The 24295-nt window shown below is 57.9% G+C and carries 20 protein-coding genes; 11 read left to right on the top strand and 9 right to left on the bottom strand.

Annotated elements, in window-relative coordinates; translation table 11 throughout:
- Window position 1 precedes the first annotated feature (1 nt).
- The 5 genes from tssC to ttrB form a co-directional block, all read right to left on the bottom strand.
- Window positions 2-1549 (bottom strand): type VI secretion system contractile sheath large subunit, encoded by a 1548-nt coding sequence (gene tssC, locus EBL_RS05495; RefSeq protein WP_002441148.1) that lies wholly within the window; start codon window positions 1547-1549, stop codon window positions 2-4.
- Window positions 1550-1582: 33 nt separating this feature from the next.
- Window positions 1583-2080: a type VI secretion system contractile sheath small subunit gene (gene tssB / locus EBL_RS05490; protein ID WP_014715898.1), complete on the bottom strand. Its 498-nt coding sequence runs from the start codon at window positions 2078-2080 to the stop codon at window positions 1583-1585.
- Between the two features lie 443 nt (window positions 2081-2523).
- Window positions 2524-5595: a tetrathionate reductase subunit TtrA gene (gene ttrA / locus EBL_RS05485; RefSeq protein ID WP_002441152.1), complete on the bottom strand. Its 3072-nt coding sequence runs from the start codon at window positions 5593-5595 to the stop codon at window positions 2524-2526.
- Window positions 5588-6589: a tetrathionate reductase subunit TtrC gene (gene ttrC / locus EBL_RS05480; protein ID WP_002441154.1), complete on the bottom strand. Its 1002-nt coding sequence runs from the start codon at window positions 6587-6589 to the stop codon at window positions 5588-5590. The genes ttrA and ttrC overlap by 8 nt, the downstream gene beginning before the upstream one ends.
- Window positions 6576-7325, bottom strand: a complete 750-nt coding sequence (ttrB, locus tag EBL_RS05475; protein WP_002441155.1) for a tetrathionate reductase subunit TtrB — start codon at window positions 7323-7325, stop codon at window positions 6576-6578. Before ttrB ends, ttrC begins: the two co-directional genes overlap by 14 nt.
- A 153-nt stretch (window positions 7326-7478) precedes the next feature.
- Here ttrB and ttrS point away from each other — a divergent pair, with 153 nt between their 5' ends.
- From ttrS to EBL_RS05460, 3 genes are all read left to right on the top strand, one after another.
- Window positions 7479-9251: a tetrathionate respiration histidine kinase TtrS gene (gene ttrS / locus EBL_RS05470; protein WP_014715897.1), complete on the top strand. Its 1773-nt coding sequence runs from the start codon at window positions 7479-7481 to the stop codon at window positions 9249-9251.
- Window positions 9248-9826, top strand: a complete 579-nt coding sequence (gene ttrR / locus EBL_RS05465; protein WP_002441159.1) for a tetrathionate respiration response regulator TtrR — start codon at window positions 9248-9250, stop codon at window positions 9824-9826. Before ttrS ends, ttrR begins: the two co-directional genes overlap by 4 nt.
- A gap of 119 nt (window positions 9827-9945) precedes the next feature.
- Complete coding sequence (locus EBL_RS05460; protein ID WP_014715896.1) at window positions 9946-11580, top strand: phosphoethanolamine transferase; 1635 nt, start codon at window positions 9946-9948, stop codon at window positions 11578-11580.
- Here EBL_RS05460 and EBL_RS05455 read toward each other — a convergent pair whose 3' ends face one another.
- A complete protein-coding gene (locus tag EBL_RS05455; RefSeq protein WP_232002149.1) occupies window positions 11581-13113 on the bottom strand; it encodes a sigma-54-dependent Fis family transcriptional regulator in 1533 nt (510 codons plus the stop codon).
- A gap of 244 nt (window positions 13114-13357) precedes the next feature.
- Here EBL_RS05455 and mhpA point away from each other — a divergent pair, with 244 nt between their 5' ends.
- From mhpA to uspF, 4 genes are all read left to right on the top strand, one after another.
- Window positions 13358-14977, top strand: coding sequence for a bifunctional 3-(3-hydroxy-phenyl)propionate/3-hydroxycinnamic acid hydroxylase MhpA (mhpA, locus tag EBL_RS05450; RefSeq protein WP_002441165.1), 1620 nt, complete (start codon window positions 13358-13360; stop codon window positions 14975-14977).
- A gap of 20 nt (window positions 14978-14997) precedes the next feature.
- Entirely contained in the window at window positions 14998-16053 is a 1056-nt protein-coding gene (locus EBL_RS05445) for a maleylacetate reductase (protein ID WP_002441167.1), read from the top strand.
- 24 nt (window positions 16054-16077) lie between these two features.
- Complete coding sequence (locus tag EBL_RS05440; RefSeq protein ID WP_002441169.1) at window positions 16078-16929, top strand: intradiol ring-cleavage dioxygenase; 852 nt, start codon at window positions 16078-16080, stop codon at window positions 16927-16929.
- 197 nt (window positions 16930-17126) lie between these two features.
- Window positions 17127-17558: a universal stress protein UspF gene (gene uspF, locus EBL_RS05435; RefSeq protein WP_002441171.1), complete on the top strand. Its 432-nt coding sequence runs from the start codon at window positions 17127-17129 to the stop codon at window positions 17556-17558.
- A 58-nt stretch (window positions 17559-17616) separates the two neighbouring features.
- Here uspF and EBL_RS05430 read toward each other — a convergent pair whose 3' ends face one another.
- Entirely contained in the window at window positions 17617-17916 is a 300-nt protein-coding gene (locus EBL_RS05430) for a hypothetical protein (RefSeq protein ID WP_014715895.1), read from the bottom strand.
- A 399-nt stretch (window positions 17917-18315) separates the two neighbouring features.
- Here EBL_RS05430 and EBL_RS05420 point away from each other — a divergent pair, with 399 nt between their 5' ends.
- A complete protein-coding gene (locus tag EBL_RS05420; RefSeq protein ID WP_002441174.1) occupies window positions 18316-20127 on the top strand; it encodes a sulfatase-like hydrolase/transferase in 1812 nt (603 codons plus the stop codon).
- Window positions 20128-20167: 40 nt separating this feature from the next.
- Here EBL_RS05420 and EBL_RS05415 read toward each other — a convergent pair whose 3' ends face one another.
- Window positions 20168-20869, bottom strand: coding sequence for an amino acid racemase (locus tag EBL_RS05415; protein ID WP_002441176.1), 702 nt, complete (start codon window positions 20867-20869; stop codon window positions 20168-20170).
- A gap of 196 nt (window positions 20870-21065) precedes the next feature.
- On the opposite strand from EBL_RS05415, the gene cbpA reads away from it, so the two are divergent.
- The 3 genes from cbpA to ypdK all read left to right on the top strand — a co-directional run bounded on the left by cbpA (window position 21066) and on the right by ypdK (window position 22746).
- A complete protein-coding gene (gene cbpA / locus EBL_RS05410; RefSeq protein ID WP_002441179.1) occupies window positions 21066-21992 on the top strand; it encodes a curved DNA-binding protein in 927 nt (308 codons plus the stop codon).
- Window positions 21992-22297, top strand: a complete 306-nt coding sequence (cbpM, locus tag EBL_RS05405) for a chaperone modulator CbpM (RefSeq protein WP_002441180.1) — start codon at window positions 21992-21994, stop codon at window positions 22295-22297. Before cbpA ends, cbpM begins: the two co-directional genes overlap by 1 nt.
- 341 nt (window positions 22298-22638) lie before the next feature.
- Window positions 22639-22746 carry a membrane protein YpdK gene (gene ypdK / locus EBL_RS20925; RefSeq protein ID WP_034920251.1) on the top strand — a complete coding sequence of 36 codons (108 nt, stop codon included), beginning with the start codon at window positions 22639-22641 and terminating at the stop codon, window positions 22744-22746.
- Between the two features lie 54 nt (window positions 22747-22800).
- Here the strand turns inward: ypdK and alaC are convergent, their stop codons facing one another.
- Window positions 22801-24009 carry an alanine transaminase gene (gene alaC / locus EBL_RS05395; protein WP_002441182.1) on the bottom strand — a complete coding sequence of 403 codons (1209 nt, stop codon included), beginning with the start codon at window positions 24007-24009 and terminating at the stop codon, window positions 22801-22803.
- Window positions 24010-24295: the final 286 nt, after the last annotated feature.

Genomic DNA, 24295 nt, shown 5'->3' with positions numbered 1-24295 from the left:
CTTACGATTTCGCCTTCGGCATCCGGGAAACCAGTGACAGGTTGACGTCCATACCTTCCACCTGGAAGTGCGGGATGGCGTACAGCTTCACGCGGAAGAACCCCGGGTTATCCTCAATGTCTTCCACCACCACTCTGGCATCACGCAGCGGGTGAGAAGCCTGCAGCTCGTCGCCCGGATCGGTCATCTCCGTCACCAGGCTGCGCACCCAGGTGTTAAGCTCCAGCTCCAGCAAACGCCGGTCCTTGGTGGTGCCGATGTTTTCACGCTGAATCATCTTCAGGTAATGGGCGATACGCGACAGCAGGAAGATGTACGGCAGGCGGGCGTTGATGCGGCTGTTCGCCGTCGCATCCGCAGTGTCATACAGCGCCGGTTTCTGGGTGGAGTTTGCCGAGAAGAAGCACGCGTAGTCGCGGTTTTTGTAGTACGACAAAGGGATGAACCCCAGGCTGGCGAATTCAAATTCGCGGGTCTCCGGAATCATCACTTCAGACGGGATCTTCACCTGATTCCCGGTCCCCAGATCGTACAGATGGATGGGCAGATCCTGCACCGCACCACCGGCCTGTGGGCCACGGATCTGGACACACCAGCCGTTGTTAATGAAGCTGCGCACCATGTTGGATGCAAAAGCGAAAGCGGCACTGGTCCAGAGATATTTGTTGTGGTCCGGGCCTTTCACTTCTTCAACGTAGTTAAAACTGCGCACCGGCACGGTGTCCGGACCATACGGCAGGCGGCCCAGTACGCGCGGCATCACCAGGCCGATATAGCGGGCGTCGTCGGTCTCACGGAAGGATTTCCACTTGATGTACTCGGCGCGGTCAAAGTAGTTACCGATATCCTTGATGGCCGCCACATCTTCCATGGAGTCCCGGAAGAAAAACGTCGGGCCTGCGGAGCCGATAAACGGCATATGCGCGGCGGCAGACACTTTCGAAATATTGCGCAGCAGGGCAACATCCTGGGCGGATGCGTCAAATTCATAAGCGGAAATCAGTGCCGCAATCGGCTCGCCGCCCGGGGTGTCGTACTCATCAATATAGGTGTGTTTATACAACCCGCTCTGGACAATTTCCGGGCTGTCTTCGAAGTCCTGGCGCAGATCCTCTTTCGACATATCCAGGAGTTCCACTTTCACGTTCTGGCGAAAATCCGTTTTATCGACCAGCGACTTCACGCCGCGCCACAGGCTCTCCACCGCCTGAAATTCTTCGCTGTGCATTACCGCATCCAGCTGGCGGCTAATCTGGTAGTCCAGCTCCGCGATATGGTGATCAATCAGCGTTTTATCGAGCTTTTCAATTTTTGAGCCCGATTTTTTAAGGCACTCCAGGAACACCTGCATTCCGGCGGTTAACCGCTCATCAGCGGTGGCATCCGACATCGCCTGCGCATCCTGCCAGATATCCAGGGCGCTCAGCTCAGACACCGGGCTGAGATTGATTTTTTCAAACAGGGACGCATAAACCCCGCCCGCGGCAGGGCGCTCAAGTACCACACTCTCGCCGCCAGCGGCATGCTCATTTTTTACAGACATCAGCATCTTCCTTATTAATCCGTTAAATTATCGTGGCCGTTATGGCTGTTTCGGTGCCAGGGCGGAGAGCTCCTCCCGGAGTTCGGCGCTTAATGCCGGGTCGAGCAGGATCTTCTCCAGCTCTTTTCGGAAGGCCTGGTTGTCCAGCAGGTTTGCTTTTAAATCGCGCAGCAAATTGCGCATGGAAAGCATCGCCTTGAGCTGAGGTATTTGCCGGGAGACCTGCTCCGGAGAGAAATCCTTCATGCTCCGGAATATCAGGCTGATATTGTCTTCGCTACCGTCACCGGCCAGCGTATTTTTAACGGTAAGGTTTACTTTTGGAGAATATTCGAAAAGAACTGCATCAATATTATTTTTGTTCAGATTAACTTTTTTACGCTCCGGTAATGGCGCGGACTCCTGACCATTACTGAAGTCGCCTGCAATAAGTAATTTCAGGGGAAGTTCAGTTTTCTTGCTTGCGCCCCCCGTATGCAGGTCAAGTTTTAGATTAATACGTGCTTTGGGCACTTCATTCTGGAAACTCTCAGCCATCTCATCATCCCTCTGTTTATCGCTGTGTACACTTTTCACTCAAGATTCTTTACACACGATAATGGAATAACGATCTGTAAAAAATAATATTTACAGTTCATTGTGTCAAAATAATAAAATTACTAAGAATTTTAAACCAGAATTAATAGCAACCAGACATACCATACTAGTAAAATAAACTGCAGGGGATACAATCAGCAAACATTTATATCGCAGCAGTTAACGTATGCAGAAATTTGTGGGTGAGACGATACAACGTTAATTTAAATAAATATCGAAACACAGAAATCACCGAACCTTTTAAAGGTTAAGGTTACAGGGAGGCAGGAGACAAAAGAAATATTACCAGGTTTATATTTTGATGGCTAAGGGCCGATTGATATAAAGGTGGTAATACCACCACAAATAATAATGGGGCCCGTTTATACCAGGCCCCGCGATAATCAGACTTTCTCAATCATTGCCGGTAGCCCCTGGCGAACGGCAGCCCCGGTCACCCAGTCCAGCCACGGGCCGGGGATCTTGCGGGTAGGATCCGCAAAGCCCAGATCATTAAGGTTAATACCTGCGCCAGCATAGTGCTGACCGGCCACCTGCTCCCCGTCAAGCCACCAGGAGCGGGCGCCGGACTCCTTATGGCCGTAGCCATGCTCGATGGCAATTACCCCCGGCATCACCCCCGCAAGCAGGCTTATCTGCACCTCCAGCTGCCCCCCGGGGGTGCGGATGCGCGCCCTGTCGCCATGTTGCAGGCCAAAGCGCTTGCCATCCTGCGGGTTTATCGCCACCAGCCCTGCCGGTTTCACCCGGTGCAGCCGTTCGGTCACCCCGGTGCTGCTGCTCATCAGGTTAGATTTAAACGAAATCAGTTGCAGCGGCCAGCGGGCGGGCGGGTAGAGCGCCTCCAGCGCCCGGCCATCAGACAGGCGCGCCGGATACCAGGTCGGGCAGCCGCTGTAGCGCTCCCCGGTTAAGGCGTATTTGTAGGCCGCCACCTGCGGGTTCCAGATTTGCAGCGGTTTTACCCACTCCGCCCCCACAAGGCCCGCTTTCCGGCCCGTTTCCGGCGGTGCAAACCGCCCGCCGCGGCTATACAGAAACGCCACCGGCAGCGCCTCTGCGGGTTTCAGCGTAGTGCGGATGGCCGGGAAAATACGCTCAACCCCCGACAGGGCAATATCCTGCTCGTCTGCTGGCGGCAGTGGTTTTTGCCCGGCAAAGGCGATATTGGCCGCCACGCGCAGGTAATAGTCCTCCGCCCGGTGTAGCCCCTGCATCTCGCCCTGGCTGTCGGGTATGGCGTTATCCCCAAAGCCCGGCAGCCCCATCCGTCTGGCCACCGCAATGCAGAATGCCTCCATGGAGACCGGCTCTCCCTGCGCCGTTTTCGCCGTTGCGGCAGAGACCACCGGCCAGCGGGCCGTTGTGGTTTTAGTGGCTACCCCGGCCCAGGGCGTACTGAACCCCCAGCTCTCAAAGTTATGGGTATCCGGCACGATATAGTCCGCAAAGGCGGTGGTCTCATTCATAAAGGCATCGATGGCAATAAAGAGCGGCAGGCGCTGCGGATCCCGCAGCTGTGCATCAATAATGCCGCGCAACCCGGGCACACCATATAGCGGGTTGGTCATATTTGAGATCCACGCCTTCAGCGGGTACGGATACCCCGCCAGCGCCGAGGGCAGAAGCTCGGTCAGTTGCCCGGCAACAAAAGGATACCAGGGCGCTTTTGCCGGCCAGGGGGCCTGGCCCCGGGCCACCTTCTCCTGGTACTCCGGGGAGCGGGCGTAGTCCGCCTTGCTCCGGGCGATGTTCATCCCTCTGGGTGCCACCTTGCCGGGAAACTGTTCGAAGTTATAGCAAGGCCCGTTCACCTCACCATTGAATTTCCCCCCGCCGACAAACACCCCGCCGCTGAGGCTCATATTGCCCAGCAGCACGTTGAGCATCATCACCGACCATGCATTATAAAAGCCGTTCCCGGACATCATGCCACCGTGGGTAATCACCGCCGCTTTGCGGCCATGACTGGTAAACGCCTGCGCCAGCGCGATGATCTGCGCCTGCGGCACACCGCACTGCTGGCTGTACTGCGCTATCGTAAAGCGGCAGGCGGAATCGGCCAGGCACTGAAAACTGCTTTTTACCGTTACAGAGGAGCCGTCGTGCAGGGTTATCTGCCGGGTGACCAGCAGCGCCCCGCGATCGCACTGGCTTACCGGCACCAGCTCCCCCGCCTCGCTGATGACCAGCGGCTCGTCGTTGCCGCTCGCTTCACCGCTCAGCAACGAGGTGGTCAGATGCTGCCCGGCCCGGGGGTGTTGCTCATCCGTAATCACCAGCCAGCAGGCGTTGGTCCAGCTCTTCTCACCGGCGCGCAGCATCGCTTCGCGGCTGGTCATGGACAGATACTCTGCCGTATAGCGGTTGTTTTCGATTATCCAGCGGATCATCGCCATCGCCAGGGCGGAATCGCTGCCCGGCCGGAGCGCCAGCCAGCGTCCGTGACTGTCGGCCTGTACCGTGGTCAGCGGCAGCGCCGGGGCCACCACCACATAGCGGAAGGTGTCACGCAAACGGGCGCTGGCCAGTTGCCGGGCCTGGCGTTTAAACGGGTTACCGGACTGGGCCGGTGATGTCCCCATAAACAGGGCGAACTCCACATTTTCCCAGTCTGGCTTCACGTGGGGGTTTTTATCCAGATCCCCCAGCAGTGCGCCGGAACCGGCCCGGTAAGCCAGCCCGCAGTAAGCGCCGTGTGCGCCAAAATTTTTTGAACCAAAACTGTGCTGGGCAAAGCGCCGCAAAAACCCGTCCCGGCCGTCATCACCCGCATTGGTGACCATCAGCTGGTTGGCCCTCGGGCCATAGTCGGGGTGCCGGGCATCCACCGGCGTAGTCAGATCGCGAATCGCCCTCAGCCCGTCAACATGGCCCTCACCGAACAGATCCCCGCCCTCGACCACTTCGGCAATCAGTTGCTCAAAACTGATGCGCTGCCATTTGCCCTCCCCGCGCTTCCCTGCCCGCTTCATCGGGGTGAGGATGCGCTGCGGGCTGTACAGGCCTTCAGCCAGGGTTGCCCCGCGAGCGCAGGCGGTGGAGCGGGAAGGCATACCGCCTTCACCGCCAAGCCGGGCCATGGCCTGAGCAAAGGGCATGGCGCTGTCGAACGGCGCCTCGTGGGAAAGCGGGTGCCAGGGGTTACCGGCAATGCGCAACACGCGGTTTGCTTTTTTGTCTACCCGCACCCGCAGCCCGCACAGTGTCCAGCAGCCAAAGCACTGGGTCATGGAGATGGCCTGATCGGGGTTCTGCTGCCAGCCGCCCTGTATCCGCCCTTCGGGCTCCAGGGCATTGGCAAAAATTTTATCGCGGGTCACCTTCCCGGAGGTGCCGTTAACCAGCCCGTCCACGGCGCGCTGCGCCACATCGCGATAGCTCAGGCCAAAGGCCGCAAAGCCCCCTACAGCCACCCCTATTTTCAACCACTGACGACGGGATAATTCAGCCATGGCGCACTCTCCTTAAAAACCAGTTAACGCACTCCCCAAGAGTTATCATCAGGGCAAACCACAAACCGAAGGTGCCGACTATCGCCATAGCCCCCTCGTTACCTGCGGGCAGGTGATAGTCATTAATCAGGGCGTTGTATTTCGGGATTGTCTGGCCGCCCATCAGCAGGGACCAGCGCAGGATCCAGCACAGGCCCGCGCTAATCAGCACATTGCCCCATACCAGCACACCCGTGAGCGGGCGGGCACAGGCATACAGCGCAACCCCCAGCGCCAGCACCCATAAAGCGATACTCACCTGCATACAGAGGCGGATCCCCCCCGCCAGATGCCACTGCTGGCGCAGCGCCTCACCGGAGAGCGCATCCCCCCGGTACCAGGCCAGCGCCACTGCCCCCAGCAGGGCAAGCACCACCACCTGCCCTTTTGCCAGCCAGGGGGTATCCCGCAGGGGCAGTTTGAGCATGGCAAGCAGCGCGCCCATAGCACTGAGCAGCATCACCACCGGATACCAGTAACTGAACCAGACCGGCACCGCACGCACGACCGACACCTCCCGCCCGGTATACAGCAGCAGCCCGGCCGCTGTCAGCCCGGTCGCCAGGGCCAGCCAGCGCATCAGCGGTGTGTGGCGCCCGGTAAGCGTGTGCAAGTAGAACAAAAAGAACCACAGCCCCAGCAGCCCCATAAACAGCGGTAACAGCAGTGCGCCCCAGGGCATCCATGACCAGGGGGTAGGCCAGGCGTAAAAATGCCAGAACCGGGCCGTCTGGTGCAGATCCGCTGTCAGGGCCAGCGGCGCGGTAATGCTGCAGGTTAAGGCGATAAATAAACAGGCGCGCTCAACCCTGTTGCTGGCGGTGTGACTCACCAGCCGGGCCACACACGCCAGCAGCGCTGCACAGGCCCCAATCCCGATGAAGAAAAAATACTGCACCGCCCACGGCTGCCAGGTTATCGCCTGGGGGTGTGCCACAACCTCAGAAATGTTCATGGTCTGCCTCCTGCCAGAGTGCGGGCTGAGCACGGCCCTGAAGGGGTGAGAGAAACGCCGCATCCAGCCCGAGGTAAAAAACATGTGGCCGGGTCTGGTTTTCCGGTTTCAGTACGTGGATAGCCTCCCGGTGGGTAGCCAGCAGCGTGCTTATTGTGCTGTGGGGATCTTTCAGATCGCCGATCATTCTCGCCCCCCCGACGCAGGACTCCACACAGGCCGGTAGCAGCCCCGCCTCCAGGCGGTGTACGCAGAAGGTGCACTTGTCTGCCGTCTGGGTGCTGTGGTTAATAAAGCGGGCATCATAGGGGCACGCCTGCACACAGTAGGCGCAGCCCACACAGCGGGTGTTGTCGATAACCACAATGCCGTCCTGGCGCTGGAAGGTTGCCTGTACCGGGCAGACCGGTACACAGGGCGGGTTATCGCAGTGATTACAGAGCCTGGGCAGGAACAGATTGGTCACCTGCGAGTGGTCGTCACTTTCTGTCTGATACTGGCTGACGGTGGTGCGAAATGCCCCCTGGGGCGTCTGGTTTTCGATGGCGCAACTGACCGTACAGGCCTGGCAGCCAATGCAGCGGCGCAGGTCAATCAGCATGGCGTAGCGGTGCTCAGCGCTGCCGCCGTGGCGCTCCGGTCTCAGGGAGATCCCCGCCTGTGCTAACGGCACCAGCGACGCGCCGGCCGCCGCAATACCCAGGTGTTGTAAAAAATGTCGCTTACTGATGTCCATGATCATCTCCACGCAGTACACGGCCTGAGGACGCGATTAGGGATGGCATTACCTAATCAAATGTGATTAGTTACAGTCTAAAAACCCTGCCGGTCCGGGCTCTATTGTGGCTGACCACATAAACAGTACGGGCTTGATCTGGCGCAAAAGAAAATGGACATTTGTCGCATGACCCGCACGGTACACGTTTTTATCCTGCTGCTTCTCTCCGGGCTGATGTTTCCGCTTCAGGCCGCGCAGTGGACCATCGGGATCCTCGGGTTGCGGGGCGATGCGCCCACTCGCCAGTACTGGCAACCGCTGATCACCGCATTAAACCAGCGCATTCCGGGTGCCCGTTTCCGGCTCCTGCCGCTGGGTCTTAACGACATGCGCACCGCCATCAGCACCGGCCAGGTCCAGTTTGTGCTGACCAATCAGGCGCAATTTGTTCAGTTAAACAGCCACTACCATTTACGCTGGCTGGCCTCCCTGCGCTCGGGCCACGGCCCGTCGGCCACCAGTATGGCCACCGGCAGCACCATCCTGGTGCGCCGGGAAAGCAACATTACCAGGGCCGGGGATCTGGCCGGGAAGACCCTGGGGGCAGTGGATCCCCAGGCGTTTGGCGGGTATCTGTTAGGCTATCGCGAGCTGCAAAAGGCCGGTTTACAGGTAGACCACCAGCTGACGGTGCGCTATATGGGGTTCCCGGCGGATGCCCTGCTGTACCTGCTGCGGGAAAACGCCATCCAGGCGGCCATTGTGCCGGTATGTTTACTGGAAAATATGGAAAAAGAGGGGCTTATCGCAAAGAACACCTTTCGCGTATTACTGCAAAAAACCACCTCATTCCCCTGCCAGACCAGTACCGCCCTGTACCCGGACTGGTCTTTCGCCGCCCTGCCCGGCGTGGAAGACAATATGGCAGATGCGGTCACCAAAGCCCTGCTGAACGCCCCGGATACCGACAAATGGCGCTGGGGTGCCCCCACCTCCACCAGCGAAACGGAAGCCCTGCTGCGGGCGCTGAACCGCCATCCGGAGCAGCAGCGTATCGCGCAAACCGTGCTCAACTGGCTGAACCAGCATAAGCCGGTGCCCGGGCTGGTGTTATTGCTGGTGGTGATATTTATCGCCAACTACGCCTGGGTGATGGTGCTGGTAAACCGGCGCGGCAAAGCGCTCCAGCGGGCCAGCCACCAGCTACTTGAGCAGCAGCAAACCCTGGAGCGGGCCCGGCAGATGAGCATCCTCGGGGAGATGGCCTCCGGCTTTGCCCATGAACTGAACCAGCCCCTGTCGGCCATCCGCATGTATGCCCAGGGGGGGCTGAACCTCCTGGCCCGGCCCGATAACCAGGCCCCGTTAGCCGAGGCGCTCAGCAATATTGAGGCCCAGGCCGGGCGCTGCGGCATGATTATCAAAAACCTGCGCGCCTGGGCCACATCGGGCCACCCGGCTCAGGGGGCGGCGCAGGAGCGCGTGCCCTGTGATGTCGCCCAGACCCTGAAGCACGTGCTGGCACTGCTGCAGCTTGATAAGCGGCTCTCCGGCCTGACCATTCATACAGACAATACGCACCCGGCGCAGCTTATGTTGCCGCCGGTGCTGCTGGAGCAGGTGCTGGTCAATGTGATTCTGAACGCAGTACAGGCCGGGGCGACCGCCCTGTGGATCACCACGCAGTGCAGCGCCACCCGGCTGCATATCACGCTCCAGGATAACGCCGGAGGGCTTACAGCAGAGCAGTCCGCCCGCCTTTTTCACCCGTTTCACTCCACCAAAAACAGCGGTATCGGGCTGGGGCTGGTTATCTGCCAGCGCCTGCTGCGCGGTGTCAGCGGTGATATTGCGCTGCACAATCACCCGGCGCCGGATGGCGCAGCAGGGGCCTGTGTTACGCTCACCCTCCCGGTCACTGACAATGATGAGAACCCCGGATGATTCACTTAGTTGATGACGATGACGCGGTCACCCGCTCATGCCGTTTTTTATTAGAAAGCATGGGGTATACCGTGCAGAGCTGGAACCAGAGCGCGCAGTTTCTGCGCGACGCACCGCTGATGACCACCGGCGTTGCCCTGCTGGATATGCGTATGCCGGGCATGGACGGGCACGCGTTGTTCCAGGCCATGCGCGAGGCGGGCAGCACCCTGGCGGTGGTCTTCCTCACCGGGCACGGGGATGTTCCCATGGCGGTAAAAGAGATGCGCCTCGGGGCGGTTGATTTCCTGGAAAAACCCATCGCGGCAGACGCCCTGCAGGCGGCCATTACGGAAGGCTACCGGCGCTCCGCAAGGCTTAACGAGCAGCACGCACTCCGGGTGCGCTTCGCGTCGCTGACATCAAAAGAAAAAGAGATAGCCGCCTGCGTTGTCGCCGGTCTGATGAACAAAGATATCGCCGCGCAGATGAATATTGCGGTGCGCACCGTGGAGGTTCACCGCGCCCGGGTGATGGAAAAAATGGCGGCGAAGAATATTGCCGGGTTTATCGGCATGATGAATCAAATCAGTTAAATCACAACAGCAACAGTGGAGTACCACAACTTCAGGTTTCATTAATCTGCGCCGGTAATAATCAGCTGCTTTCAGATAACGGTGTCAACGCCTTAACCCTTCCGGAGCCCATGCATTTCATGCGACTGTCAATGCCCGTGCTGTTCAGGATGCGTGTCATCCCGTTGATTTTACTACTGGCGGTGGTGTTCGCCACCCTGCTTAACTGGCCTGTCCTGCTGCATTTTTACCAGATCCTGACCGCCCTGGAACATGTTAAAGCTGGTTTTGTTATCTCGATTCCGCTGGTGCTGATTGCGGCGCTGAACGTGGTGTTTATGCCCTTTTCCGTCCGCTATTTGCTTAAACCGTTTTTCGCGGTTCTGCTGATTACCGGCGCTATCGCCAGCTATGCGACCTTGCACTATAAAGTGATGTTTGATCAGTCGATGATCCAGAACATCCTTGAAACCGACTCGCAGGAGGCCACCTCTTACCTGAATGGCACCATCATCCTTTGGGTGGCCCTGACCGGGGTATTACCGGCAGTGCTGCTGTTTATGGTGAAAATCGACTACTGCGCGAAGTGGTATCAGGGGCTTATCTACCGCCTGTTATCCATGCTGGTGTCGCTGGTTTTTATTGGCGGTGTTGCCGCCCTCTATTACCAGGACTACGCCTCTGTGGGGCGCAACAACCCGACACTGAATAAAGAGATAATCCCCACCAACTATATTTACAGTGCCGCCCGGTATCTGCAAAAGACCTACTTTACCGCCAGAATACCGTTTCAGACCCTGGGGGATGATGCCCGGCGAACGGCGGGTAACGGTAAGCCCACCCTGATGTTCCTGGTCATTGGCGAAACGGCCCGCAGCCAGAACTACCAGATGAATGGCTATACCCGGGATACCAATGCCTACACGGTCCGGGAGGGAGATGTTATCTCGTTTGCTGATGTTCACTCCTGCGGCACCGCAACGGCGGTCTCTGTGCCCTGTCTGTTTTCCGGTATGGGGCGCAAACATTACGATGCCGAAAAAGCCGCCAACAGCGAGGGGCTGCTGGATGTGGTCCACAAAACCGGGGTCTCCCTGCTCTGGAAAGAGAACGACGGCGGCTGTAAAGGGGCGTGCAAACGGATCCCCACCATTGAGATAAAACCCACCGCCGGGAATAACATGTGTGATGGCGAAACCTGTTATGACGGCGTCATGCTGGAAAATCTGGACGCGGAAATTACCGCAACACCGGGGGATAAGCTGATGGCGTTTCATTTTATCGGCAGCCACGGGCCAACCTATTATCGCCGCTATCCGCCAGCGTTTCGCCACTACATGCCGGAGTGCGCGCGCAGCGATATTGAAAACTGCACGCAGGAAGAGCTGGTAAATACCTACGACAACACCGTGCGCTATACCGACTATGTGCTGGCGCAAATGATAGACAAGCTCAAAAAATACGCCGACCGCTACAACACGGTGCTGATTTATGTTTCTGACCACGGGGAGTCCCTGGGGGAAAACGGCCTGTATCTGCACGGCACCCCCTATAAACTGGCCCCGGAGCAGCAAACCCATGTGCCGCTACAGGTGTGGATGTCGCCGGGGTTCAGCGCCGCAAAACATCTGGATATGGCCTGCCTGAAAAACGCGGCTGCGCACAATGCCTGGTCCCACGACAATCTGTTTTCATCAGTGCTGGGGTTATGGGATATCGCTACTCAGGTCTATGATCCGCAACTGGATATGTTCCGCCCCTGTCGCGCCGGGTAATCAGCTGCGGGGTGATTTTTTCAGCCGGTGCTCCAGCTGGCGGCGGGTCAGCCCCAGCAGGCGAGCGGCCTGGCTGATATTGCCCTCCGCCCTGACCAGCGCCCGCTGTACTGCGGTATCAACCAGAGTGTTGAGGGAGTGGTTGTCCAGCCACTGCTGGAGCAACGGGGCCGGATCGGCAGAAATCCCCGTGGAGCGCGTGCGGCGCGCCTCCGGGATCATCAGCTCCGCAAGCCCGATGCGCTGCCCCTCTTCGGCCAGCACCACCCCACGCTCAATAATATTTTCCAGCTCACGCACGTTCCCCGGGTAGTGCCAGGACAGCAGGGTGCGCAGCGCTCCGGGTGTGAAACCGGCAATCTGGCGCTGGTGGCGCTCCGTATACTGGCGGAAAAAGTAACGGATCAACAGAGAAATATCCCGGGGCCGCTCCCGCAGTGCGGGGATCACCAGCGGTACCACATTAATACGAAAGAAGAGATCCTCACGAAACCGACCCTCGCGCACGGCCTCCTCCAGCCGGGCATTGGTCGCCGCCAGCAGGCGGATATCGACCGGCAGCCGACGCTCCCCCCCTAAGCGCTGCACCTCCCGCTCCTGCAAAACCCGCAGCAGTTTGTCCTGTGCGCTGGCAGAGAGCGCGCCAATTTCATCCAGCAACAGGGTGCCACCGCTGGCCTGTTCAAAATAGCCCGCGCGGCTGCGGTTTGCGCCGGTAAATGCCCCCTTCTCAACCCCGAACAGTTCAGACTCGATAAGATTATCCGGGATAGCCGCGCAGTTTACCGCCACAAACGGCCCCCGGACGCGGGGGCTTAACTGGTGCAATAGCCGGGCAAAGCGCTCTTTACCTACGCCGCTCTCACCGCGCAGCAGCACAGTGACCTCCCGGCTGGCAATTTTCTCCGCCTGGCGGCAGGCGTGCAGAAATGCCGGATCGCGCCCCACCAACCCAGAAAAGGGCACCGCAACAGCCGGAGTAAATACCGGCGCCGGGGTTTGCCACATCTGCGGCGTTTTGCCGATGATCCGGCAGTGGTCGTGGCCCATGGCCCGGCACTCCACTTCCCGGAACTGGATCTCCTGGCCAAAGAACGTGCTGTTAAAACCACAGGCGTGGCCGGTTTGCATCCAGCACACCGGCTCCCGGGAGGCGGGCAAATGGGCAGGCCAGGTGCTGGCCTCCAGCGAGTCATGCCAGATCTGCTCGATGTAAAAATGACCGCGCGCCGGATCAATTTCCATGCGTACCGTCTCCGGGTGGGTGATGCCTTCCATTGCGTGAAACAGCGGCCCGGCCTGAAAGGCATCCTGGCGCGATCCCCGCACCTGCCTGGCCCGCCGGGCATCAGTCGCACCGGTGATAAACCCCATATGAGCCAGCAGATAGCGCGCCTGGGGCACCCCGACTGCGTGAATCAGTCGTTTGCGAAAGGCAGCAAATGCCGGAAGCTGCAGCAAAAATGCCCGCTGCTCCCCCAGCCAGATATGCCCTTGCTCCGGTATCAGGCGCAACTGGGTGGCCAGATCCACAGGAAAATCCCCTTCGAGACTCACATGACCTCACATCGTTGTGCATCCATCGGCAATGGATAACAAATATGTTAATCATCAGCAACATTTACTTCACAAGCACCCCGTACTGAAAATTTAATTCATTGTTTTTTAAATAAAAAATAATAATCGCCACTCTGGCACAGCGCTTGCTTAGTCCTGGTGGGCACTCAGACTGCCCACCCTACACATAAAAAGATGGCCATCAGGCCAGGAGAAAATAATGAACAACATGACGACGCAACGTTGCGCGCCCGGCGCACGCTTTGATGCCGATGTAGCGATTGTCGGTGCCGGGCCAACAGGAACCCTGCTGGCTATTCTGCTGGCCCGTCAGGGGCATCAGGTCACCCTTGTTGAGCGCTGGCCTCAGCCTTACAGTCGCCCCAGAGCCGTAACCTTTGATCACGAGATTGCCCGGATCCTCTCCGTCCTCGGGATCGATGCGGATAACGATCCCGCTATCGATCATCATGACGCGCTCTACTACTGGCGCAATGCTGCCGGGGAGGATCTGCAAATTGTTGACTGGCAGAGTACCTCCGCATCCGGCTGGCGGGTGCGCTACTGGTTCTATCAGCCGGATCTGGAAAAGCGGCTGCTCGGGCTCGCAACAGGTATGGAGAACATCCGGCTGATTCGCGGCTGGGAGGCCCATACCCTGCACCAGGATGAGAACGGTATCCTGCTTAGCGGGCAGGCCGCAGCAAACGCCGCCACCGAATCTGTCCGCGCCCGGTATGTGGTGGGGGCCGATGGTGCAAACAGCTTTGTGCGCCAGGCGCTGGATCTGCCCCTGGTCGATCAGGGGTTTTTCTATGACTGGCTGATCCTCGATATGAAGCCGCACCAGCCGCGCCAGATGGATCCGATCCACTGGCAGCTTTGCGATCCCCAAAGACCAACCACTATTGTTCCCGGCGGACCGGGCCGCCTGCGCTGGGAGTTTATGGCCCTGCCTGGTGAATCCCGGGAGGAGTTAGCCCGGGAGGATAACGCCTGGCAACTGCTCCGGCCGTGGAATGTGACTGCGCAGAATGCCACCCTTGAGCGCAGCGCCGTATACCGCTTCCAGGCTTGTCTGGCTGATAACTGGCGGCGCGGGCGGGGCATGATTGCCGGTGATGCCGCCCACCTGATGCCGCCCTTTGCCGGGGAAGGGATGTGCGCCGGGCTGCGTGACGCCGCGGCGCTGAGCTGGCGGCTGGATGCGATACTGCGCGGCGTAATGGACGAGCGCATCCTCGACAGCTATACCAGCGAGCGCCGGGAACACGCTCGCCACTATATTGAGTTCTCCATGTACCTTGGGCGGATTATCTGCATTACCGATCCGCAGCAGGCCACCCTGCGGGACCAGCAAATGCAGGCGGAACTGCGCGCCACGGGCGGCACTCCGCTCCCGACCGATCAGGCCGCACTCGGCCCTGGAGCCTGGTGTAGCGACGCCCCCCACGCTGGCGAAATCGCCCACCAGGGGAGAGTCCGGCGTGATGATCGCGAAGATCGTTTTGATGAGATCGCCGGACGCGGTTGGATGGTTATCGGTTACGGCGTCTGCCCGCGCCAGGCGCTGGCGGAGCATCAGCTAACTGCACTGGCGCGGCTCAACGCGCACTTTGTGGTGCTGGGCCCCCCGGGAAGCGAGTGCGACATTGAAGATAGCGACGGCGTTTACGGTGCCTGGCTTGCCGCCAGCGAGACCCGCTATCTGGTGGTGCGCCCGGATTTTTATGTGGCTACCAGCGCCCGCACAGCCGGGCATTTTCGCCAACAAATAGCGTGCTGGTTAGCACAGCTGCCCTTAACCCACGCCCAGTCCCCCCTTGCCGTAACCCACTGAGTATTGATCCGGAGATCCCAATGACCCCTTTTATCTATACCTCACGCCCGGCCCGAATCCGGTTTGGTGCCGGAAGCCTACAGTTTGTCGCAGAAGAGATGGATGCCCTCGGCTGTCGGCGGGCACTGCTGCTGTCCACGCCTGACCAGCAGGATGACGCACAGCGCCTGGCCCATCAACTTGGTGAGCGCTGTGCGGGGCTCTTCTCCCGGGCCGTAATGCACACCCCGGTTGAGGTGACTGAACAGGCTCTGGCCTGTTTTGAGCAGTACCAGGCTGACTGCGTGATTGCCCTTGGCGGCGGCTCGACTACCGGCCTTGGTAAAGCTATCGCCTGGCGCAACAACACCCCGCAAATTGTGATCCCGACAACCTACGCGGGATCCGAAGTGACCCCGGTACTGGGCCAGACCAGCAATGGTATCAAACACACCCTGAGCGACCCTTCGGTGCTACCTGAGGTGGTAATTTACGATCCAGAGCTCACCTTCAGCCTGCCGGTTTCCGTAAGTATAACCAGTGGCCTGAATGCTATGGCTCATGCGATAGAGGGCCTATATGCCCGGGACCGCAATCCGGTCACCTCGCTAATAGCCGTAGAGGGGATCCGCGCCCTGCACCAGTCTCTGCCGGTGATAGCCCGTGATCCGGCAGACAGTCAGGCACGCAGCCAGGCGCTATACGGGGCCTGGCTGTGCGGTACGGTGCTGGGCAGCGTGGGCATGGCGCTACACCACAAGCTGTGCCACACCCTGGGAGGCAGTTTTAACCTGCCCCATGCCCAGACCCACGCCGTCATGCTGCCTCACACTCTGGCCTGGAACCAGCATGTTGCCGCCCGGGAGCTGCAGCCGCTGGCGGCGTTTTTCGGTGACGATCTGGCCTGCGGGGTGTTTTACTTCGCCGGAAAACTGGGCGCTCCCCAGAGTTTACAGGCGCTGGGCATAGGTAAAGACGATCTGGACCAGGCTGCGGACATTGCCGTCAGCAACCCTTACTGGAACCCGCGCCCGATAGAGCAGACGGCTATCCGCGCACTGCTACAGCGCGCCTGGTCCGGGCACAGCCCGGCATAACACCCGGTGATTCAGGAGAAGATAATGAGCGACTTTTTTAGTGAAGCCCGATCGGCACAGGCAGTTAACGGGCGCATGGCGGAGCCGGTATCCCCTCGCCTGCGCCAGATAATGACCAGCCTGGTAGAGCACCTACACGGGTTTATCCGCGAGGTTGAGCTCAGCGAAGCGGAGTGGCAGCAGGCTATCGACTTTCTGACCCGCACCGGTCAGATATGCTCACCAGAGCGCCAGGAGTTTATTTTGCTCAGCGATACGCTCGGGGTATCGATGCTGGTGGATGCCATTAATCACCGGCGTCCGCCGGGGGCCACTGAAAATACGGTTTTCGGGCCGTTTCATGTGGCGAATGCACCGCTGCGCCAGATGGGGGACACGATCTCTCTGGACGGGAAAGGCGAATCCTGCCTGTTCCGTGGCAGGGTGCTGGATCTGGACGGCCAGCCCATCGCCGGGGCAATGCTGGATGTCTGGTCAGATAATGAGGATGGTTACTATGATGTCCAGCAACCACAATCGCAGCCGCGCTGGAATAACCGGGGCCGGTTTATTACCGGGGCCGATGGCCGCTATACCTTCCGGGGAGTCCGGCCTGTCTCCTACCCGATTCCGGACGACGGCCCGGTAGGCATGATGCTGGCGGCACTGGGGCGCCACCCCTGGCGGCCAGCCCATACCCATTTTATGCTGACCGCGCCGGGCTACCAGCGGATTGTGACTCATACCTTCGTTGCCGGAGACAACTATCTCACCTCAGATGCGGTATTTGGCGTCAAAGCGTCTCTTATTCAGCACTTTGAGCCGAATCCCCGGGGCGATACGTTATGGACTGCAGATTTTGATTTTGTAATGACAACCCAGTCACCATACTGCTGATGAAACCGCAACCGGCCCCCACTCCGGTTGCGGTTTTCTTTATTTATGGTTGTCGCCCCTGCTATTTCCCGGCCAGCCCGGCAACGATCTGTGCTTATTTTCACACTTTGTCATAGTTCACAGGAAAAAAGCCATTCTGGTTGTATGATTATTAAACCAGTCACGTAATATCAGAACAGCAATCAACAGGAGGTTATATGACAAGAAAGATTCTTGTGCCCATTGATGTTTCAGAAACTGAGCTAACACAAAAGGTCATCACCTGGGTGGAAGCGCAGGCGCGTATTGACGATGCCGAAGTGCATTTCCTGACCGTTGTCCCGGTGCTGCCTTACTATATGTCCCTGGGCCAGGGCATGGTGGATATTCCGGATATCCACGAGCTTAAAGAACGGGCTGAGAAGAAACTTGCCGAGATTGCGGCTCAGTTCAGCCTGCCCGATGATCGTAAAATTCTGCACTGTGCGGAGGGGACGCCCCGGGATACCATTCTGGAGACCGCCCGGCTCCTTCCTGCGGATCTGGTGATTATTTCGTCTCACCGGCCGGATATTACCACTTACCTGCTGGGCTCCAACGCGGCGGCCGTTGTCCGCCACGCAGAGTGCCCGGTACTGGTTATCCGCTAACCGTGCCATGCTTATCCGGGCGCAAAAAATTACCGCGCAAGCGGTAATTTGTGCCCGGTTAACGCTCTTCGCCCCCGGCCCAGATCTCTATCCGGTATACCCCTTCGAAACCTGGCGTGCCGCAGCGTAAAAATAACCGGCTGCGTTTTTGCTGCAGCTCCGGGCGGCTCAGAGGCAGGCGACAAATGTCCGCCATCGCCTGCGGGGTCAGCAGCGTAATATCATCCACATAGCGCACACCGGCGAAAAGCGCCGGGTAGTGATCGCTTACTCTCCACAACACCATTTCGCTGGCGACAAACAGCCCCCAGAGCAGCGCCAGCAGACAAGGCGCAAGAACCACGCGGCTAACCGGCATATTCCCCCCGGCAATACAGGTCAGTACGTTCCAGTGTGCTGTGTTAAATACCGCCACGGGGCGGTAATTGCAACGCGGCCCCCCGGCAGGTGGCAGGGATTAATCCGGCAGGTCTGCGCCCGGGCCAGAACAATCGCTACCCCGGTGGGGGCCGGGGCAAAATATTGCCGGGTAAAACGAACAAAATAAAACCAGATAGCCACTATTTACCGGCGAAACATTTTTTGCGCCACACGCCCGGAGGGTGTGTTGGTTCCATGAGGTGCGCCTGGTGTGCTACATTGTCGAAAATTCGGAGAACGGAACAACCGGTGATTAGCAGCACCGGGGGCGCCGCCTGCAAAACGGTGCGTAACTGACGCTATGTGGTACTGAAAAATCAAAAGATCGGGTTACTTTATGAAGAAGTTGTTTGTTTTTGCGCTTATCAACGTGCTTATTTCAGCACTGATCTCTATCAGGTACTTTCTGGTCCCGGGTTTATCTGTTACCCCGGCCGTGACATTATATTCCGCCCTGGCACTGCCCGGTCATTTCTTTGTTTTATATTTATTACTGTTCCTGATCTGTCTACCGTTTTTATTGCTCAACCGCTATATTCGCAATAGCGTTTTCGCCCTGTTTTTTTCCCTGTCGCAAATTGTTCTCTACATTGACACCATTGTTTTTGAGCAGTACCGCTTCCATATTAACCAGTCGGTACTGACGCTGGTGCTCTCCGGCCAGGTGGTGGATTTCTCCCTGGCAACGTATCTGCTGGTTGCGGCTATCTTCTTCGCGGTGTTTTTTGTTGAGCTGGGCCTGCTGTTTCTGGTCAGTAAATACGTTAAACCCGGCAAAAAAGGGGTGGTGTACGCGGTGCTGTTTGCGGTGGTGGCGCTGCTTATCACCAACGGCTGGTATATGGTGGCCTTCTATTATGCCTATTCGCCCATTATGAGCGTGCGCGAACATATTCCGCTGTATTACCCGCTGACGTCGAAAAAAATTATGACCGCCATCGATAAAGACGGCGCGAAAAAACGCCCGGTTGTCACCGGCAAAACCGATATGAACGTCAGTTATCCGCTGCATCCGCTGGTCATTAACCCGGTGACCGGCAAAGCGAAAAACATCATGTTCCTGATGCTGGACTCCTGGCGTTTCGATACCTTCTCCCGGGAGGTGTCACCGAATCTCTACCGCTTTGTGGAGCAGCAGAACGGTATCAGTTTCCAGAATCACTTCTCGACCGGTAACGCCACCCGCACCGGGATCTTTGGCATGTATTACGGAATTCCCGGCACCTACTGGGATACCTTCCTGCACAGCAGTATCCCTTCCCTGCTGGTGACCACCATGCAGCAGGAAAAATATGAGATTGGGGTCTTTACCTCTGCGAAGGTATCGTTCCCGGAATTTGACCGTACCGTGTTTGCCACCGTGAAACCGCTGCGCATTACCAGTAAAGGGGATAATGCCTGGCAGCGCGACGCGCAAATGACCAAAGACTGGGTAGAGTGGTTTAAACACCGGGATCCGGCGCAACCGGCGTTCTCGTTCCTGTTTTATGATTCAGCCCACGCCATCGACTACCCGCCGGACTTCCCGCCGCGCTTTACGCCGTCGGGGAATCTGGACTATATGACGCTCAATAATAAGACCGATCCACAACCGGTATTTAACCGCTACAAAAACAGCGTTTACTATATTGATAGCCTGGTACAGCCGATATTTGACACGCTGAAAGAGCGCGGCGAGCTGGATAATACCCTGATTATTATCACCAGCGATCACGCCCAGGAGATGAACGACAATAAAATGGGCTTCTGGGGGCACAACGGTAACTTTACCGATGCCCAGGTCAAGGTGCCGTTTATTATTGTCGGCGCACCGCAGGAGTACCGCGCAGCGCTTGAACAAAACGCCCGCCAGATAACCAGCCATGAAGATGTGGTTCCGACCCTGATGAAGCACTATCTGGGGGTCACCAACCCGGCGAGCGACTACAGCACCGGTGAAGATCTCTATACCCCGATGACACCGCGCCAGTGGCTGCTGATGTCCAACTACAGTATGTGGGCGGTGAAAACACCGGATACCATCTACCAGGTCAACGGGGTGGGGATAAGCCACTATATGGATAAACATAACCAGGATATTCCGGATACCCCGAACTACAAGTTTATCTACGATGCCATGGATCAGATGCGCCACTTCAATAAGCGCTGATCTGCCTGTCACCACGGGGGCCGTAAGGCCCCCGTTTCTGTTACTCCTCTTCTGCCAGCATAAAATTCACCGCATCCTGCGCGTGAATGGCGGTGGTATCAAACACCGGCAGCGGGCACGCCTGCTGGCTGAGCAGCATGCCAATTTCCGTACAGCCGAAAATCACCCCCTGAGCCCCCCGGGCCTGTAGTACGGCGATGGCATCCAGCATGGTCTGGCGGGAGGCGGCGTGAATCTTGCCAAGGCACAGCTCGTCAAAAATAATCCGGTTAATCTCCTCCCTTGCCGGGGCGTCCGGGATAAGCGAGTGAATGGCAAACTCCCCGGCCAGCCGCCCTTTGTAGAAGTCCTGCTCCATGGTGTAGCGGGTGCCCAGCAGCGCCACCTTGTGGATCCCGGCGGCGGTAATGGCCCGGCCGGTGGACTGGGCAATATGTAAAAACGGCACCCGGATGGCAGACTCAATCTGCCCGGCCACCTTATGCATGGTGTTGGTACACAGGACCATCCCCTGTGCACCGGCCTGCTCCAGCCCCTGCGCGGCCCGGGCGAGAATCTCCCCGGCTTTCTCCCACTCGCCCTGTGCCTGGCAACGTTCTATCTCGTGGAAATCCACACTGTGCAGCACAATTTTTGCCGAGTGCAGCCCCCCCAGGCGCTGTTTGATGCCTTCGTTGAGCATCTGGTAATAGTGGGCGGTAGATTCCCAGCTCATGCCGCCTAACAGGCCAATTGTTCTCATCTGCTCTGCTCCTGAATCAAAAATGACTACCACAATAACGCCGAACAGTATTCCGGAGTAGCCCCCGGGCGGCCCACATGAAAAATCACACAATTTCCCTTACGCCTTCAGCGCCATTGCCCTACTATTAAATACAGTTTCAGAAAATTGCGGACCACAACACCCCGTCGATAGCTTGAAATGAGATGATAACATTATGGAATTAAAGGATTATTATGCCATTCTTGGGGTTAAGCGTGACGACGATTTAAAAGCGATCAAAACCGCCTACCGCCGCCTTGCTCGTAAATATCACCCCGATGTCAGCAGCGAAAAAGATGCTGAAGCCCGGTTTAAAGAAGTTGCCGAAGCCTACGAAGTCCTGAAAGACGAAGGGCGCCGTGCCGAATACGACCAGCTCTGGCAACACCGTAACGACCCGCACTTCGGGGCCGGTGCCCGGCAGGGGGCCGATTTTTCCGCTAACGGTAATTTCGACGATATCTTCTCCTCCATATTTGGCCAGCACGCCCGTGGCGGATTCAGCCATCAGCAGGCGCCGGGTATGCGCGGCCAGGATATCGAGATGGAAGTGGCACTGTTCCTCGAAGAAACCCTGGAAGCCCAGACCCGCACCCTGCGCTACTCACTGCCGGAATACAATGCCTACGGCATGGTAGAAAAAGAGATCCCTAAAACCCTCAATGTGAAAATCCCCGCCGGTGTTGGCGACGGCGAACGGATCCGGGTCAAAGGCCAGGGGGCTCCCGGGATCAATGGTGGCCCCAGTGGCGATCTGTGGCTGGTTATCCACCTGGCGCCACACCCGCTGTTTACCATTGTCGGGCGCGATCTGGAAATTGTCGTCCCGCTGGCCCCCTGGGAGGCAGCGCTGGGCACAAAAGTGACGGTTCCGACCCTCAAAGATCCGCTGTTGCTGACCATTCCGGCAGGCAGCCAGGCCGGGCAGCGTCTGCGTCTTAAAGGCAAGGGGCTGGTCCATAAAAAAGTGGCCGGTGATCTCTACGCGGTGCTTAAAATTGTTATGCCGCCGAAAGCGGACGAAAAAACCGCGCAACTGTGGCGTCAGCTGGCAGAAAACCAGAGCGCCTTTGATGCCCGTAGCGGCTGGGGGAAAGCATAATGGTCAGCGTTACAGTGACATTTACTGTCAGTGAGTTTTGTCTGCACTCCGGGGTCACCCGGGACGATCTGAGTGAGATTGTCGGCCTGGGCGTGGTCGAGCCACGCAACCCGCAAGAGCCGGAGTGGCTCTTTGACGATCTGGCCCTGCTCCGGGTGCGCCGCGCCCAGCGCCTGCGCCAGGAGCTGGAGCTGGACTGGCCGGGGATTGCCGTGGCGCTGGAGCTGATGGAAGAGGTCAAACGCCTCAATAAAGAAAACCACCAGCTCCACCAGCGGCTGGCGCAGTTTATCTCCCACCTTTAATCCTATTGCCAGCCCGTTACGGGCTGGCAGCCCCCCTGACGAAACCGCCCCCGTCTGTTTTGTGCGATGGTGAAAAAAATTTTTTGGCCGTTGAAAATATGTCGCCATATGGTGACACTTATCACGTTGTTTTTAATCATCTTTTTCGCTGTTTTCCGCTCTATGGTTAATTGGTAAAAAAATGACCAGCATCACAGTTCGCCGCATATTGTAAGCCCTGAAAATTGCAGGTACATTAGGCGCCAGCCGTCCCTTGCGGACAAAAATTCACCACTCACGTAGCGGCAAAACGGCCGGTTACGGTAGCGTAAAGGGTGTGAAAACACCGTGTAGAACAGCAGATGATGGCGCCAGCGCCAGCGGAGAGAAGTAACGTGAAATATTTTCTGATGGGCATTTCAGTGATTATTATTTTGTGGGCCGGGACCTTTTTCCTGATGGTCGAATAACCCCCCTTCCGCATCAGAACAGACAGGAGCCCGGCGGCTCCTGTTTTTGTTTTATCAGCCAGGTAACAGGCCGTCTGCCCGGAACATGGCCTTAATACCTCTGATGGCCTGGCGGATCCTGTCGCGGTTCTCGATCAGCGCAAAGCGCACGTGGGTATCGCCATAATCCCCGAAACCAATCCCCGGAGAGACACACACTTTCGCCTCCCGGAGCATTTTTTTCGCAAACTCCAGGGAGCCCATCGCCGCATAAGGGGCCGGGATCTTCGCCCAGACATACATAGACGCCTTCGGACACTCGACCATCCAGCCCGCTTCATGCAGCCCCTTGACCAGCACATCCCGGCGCCGTTTATATTGCTCGGCAATATCCCGCACACACTGCTGATCGCCCTCCAGAGCGGCAATGGCCGCTACCTGTAGCGGGGTAAAGGTGCCGTAATCATGGTAACTTTTAATGCGTGCCAGGGCGCTGACCAGCTCCTGGTTGCCCACCATAAACCCGATGCGCCAGCCCGCCATATTGTAGCTTTTTGACAGGGTAAAAAACTCTACCGCCACGTCCCGGGCTCCGGGCACCTGGAGAATCGAGGGGGCTTTCCAGCCGTCATACACAATATCCGCGTAGGCCAGATCGTGGACCACCAGAATATTGTACTGCTTCGCCAGGGCGACCACTTTTTCGAAGAAATCCAGCTCGACACACTGGGCAGTCGGGTTCGACGGGAAGCCGAGGATGATCATTTTGGGTTTCGGGTAGCTTTCGCGGATAGCCCGCTCCAGCTCGTTAAAGAAGTCCACCCCTTCCACCAGCGGCACCGAGCGCACCTGCGCCCCGGCAATCACCGCCCCGTAGATATGAATCGGGTAGCTGGGGTTGGGCACCAGCACCGTATCCCCGTGATCAAGGGTGGCCAGCATCAGATGCGCCAGCCCCTCTTTGGAGCCGATAGTGACAATGGCCTCGCTTTCCGGATCAATCGCGACCTGGTAGCGATCCTGATACCAGCGGGAAATGGCCCGGCGCAAGCGCGGGATCCCCCGGGAGGTAGAATAACCGTGGGTATCTTCCCGCCGGGCAACAGTGCAGAGTTTTTCCACAATGTGCGCCGGTGTAGGGCCATCCGGGTTACCCATACTGAAATCAATAATATCTTCGCCGCGCCGTCGCGCAGCCATCTTCAGCTCAGCCGTAATATTAAACACATAAGGGGGTAAACGATCGATACGCGTAAAACGGCGTTCAGGACGGGAATCAGCCATAGTCTTCCTCTGAGAAACGTAAGCGCCCGGACCATCCGAGCGACGCAACCACCGCAGTGGTATTTCTGAAAATGACCTGAAAATCTCCCCTTGTCGAGAGGGCGCAGAAAAAATAACCGCACGGCGTAAAAACCGGAAATCACGCCTGAAATAAGGATTTACAATAAATTTATTATTATCAGCATATTACCCGGATGCATTGCCCTTGCGGCAAAACCGCACCGCTCATCCCCCCGGGTGCACCGCCCGTTACGCCGTAAAATCGACGGCATTTATTTAACGCACT

This window comes from Shimwellia blattae DSM 4481 = NBRC 105725 (assembly GCF_000262305.1).
Lineage (GTDB): Bacteria > Pseudomonadota > Gammaproteobacteria > Enterobacterales > Enterobacteriaceae > Shimwellia > Shimwellia blattae.
This window is presented reverse-complemented; position numbering and strand designations above follow the sequence as displayed.

Excerpts from the sequence above, each read along its gene's own strand:
- tssC (WP_002441148.1), bottom strand. The coding sequence starts at position 1,549 with ATGCTGATGTCTGTAAAAAATGAGCATGCCGCTGGCGGCGAGAGTGTG.
- tssB (WP_014715898.1), bottom strand. The coding sequence starts at position 2,080 with ATGGCTGAGAGTTTCCAGAATGAAGTGCCCAAAGCACGTATTAATCTA.
- ttrA (WP_002441152.1), bottom strand. The coding sequence starts at position 5,595 with ATGGCTGAATTATCCCGTCGTCAGTGGTTGAAAATAGGGGTGGCTGTA.
- ttrC (WP_002441154.1), bottom strand. The coding sequence starts at position 6,589 with ATGAACATTTCTGAGGTTGTGGCACACCCCCAGGCGATAACCTGGCAG.
- ttrB (WP_002441155.1), bottom strand. The coding sequence starts at position 7,325 with ATGGACATCAGTAAGCGACATTTTTTACAACACCTGGGTATTGCGGCG.
- ttrS (WP_014715897.1), top strand. The coding sequence starts at position 7,479 with ATGGACATTTGTCGCATGACCCGCACGGTACACGTTTTTATCCTGCTG.
- ttrR (WP_002441159.1), top strand. The coding sequence starts at position 9,248 with ATGATTCACTTAGTTGATGACGATGACGCGGTCACCCGCTCATGCCGT.
- EBL_RS05460 (WP_014715896.1), top strand. The coding sequence starts at position 9,946 with ATGCGACTGTCAATGCCCGTGCTGTTCAGGATGCGTGTCATCCCGTTG.
- mhpA (WP_002441165.1), top strand. The coding sequence starts at position 13,358 with ATGAACAACATGACGACGCAACGTTGCGCGCCCGGCGCACGCTTTGAT.
- EBL_RS05445 (WP_002441167.1), top strand. The coding sequence starts at position 14,998 with ATGACCCCTTTTATCTATACCTCACGCCCGGCCCGAATCCGGTTTGGT.
- EBL_RS05440 (WP_002441169.1), top strand. The coding sequence starts at position 16,078 with ATGAGCGACTTTTTTAGTGAAGCCCGATCGGCACAGGCAGTTAACGGG.
- uspF (WP_002441171.1), top strand. The coding sequence starts at position 17,127 with ATGACAAGAAAGATTCTTGTGCCCATTGATGTTTCAGAAACTGAGCTA.
- EBL_RS05430 (WP_014715895.1), bottom strand. The coding sequence starts at position 17,916 with ATGCCGGTTAGCCGCGTGGTTCTTGCGCCTTGTCTGCTGGCGCTGCTC.
- EBL_RS05420 (WP_002441174.1), top strand. The coding sequence starts at position 18,316 with ATGAAGAAGTTGTTTGTTTTTGCGCTTATCAACGTGCTTATTTCAGCA.
- EBL_RS05415 (WP_002441176.1), bottom strand. The coding sequence starts at position 20,869 with ATGAGAACAATTGGCCTGTTAGGCGGCATGAGCTGGGAATCTACCGCC.
- cbpA (WP_002441179.1), top strand. The coding sequence starts at position 21,066 with ATGGAATTAAAGGATTATTATGCCATTCTTGGGGTTAAGCGTGACGAC.
- cbpM (WP_002441180.1), top strand. The coding sequence starts at position 21,992 with ATGGTCAGCGTTACAGTGACATTTACTGTCAGTGAGTTTTGTCTGCAC.
- ypdK (WP_034920251.1), top strand. The coding sequence starts at position 22,639 with ATGATGGCGCCAGCGCCAGCGGAGAGAAGTAACGTGAAATATTTTCTG.
- alaC (WP_002441182.1), bottom strand. The coding sequence starts at position 24,009 with ATGGCTGATTCCCGTCCTGAACGCCGTTTTACGCGTATCGATCGTTTA.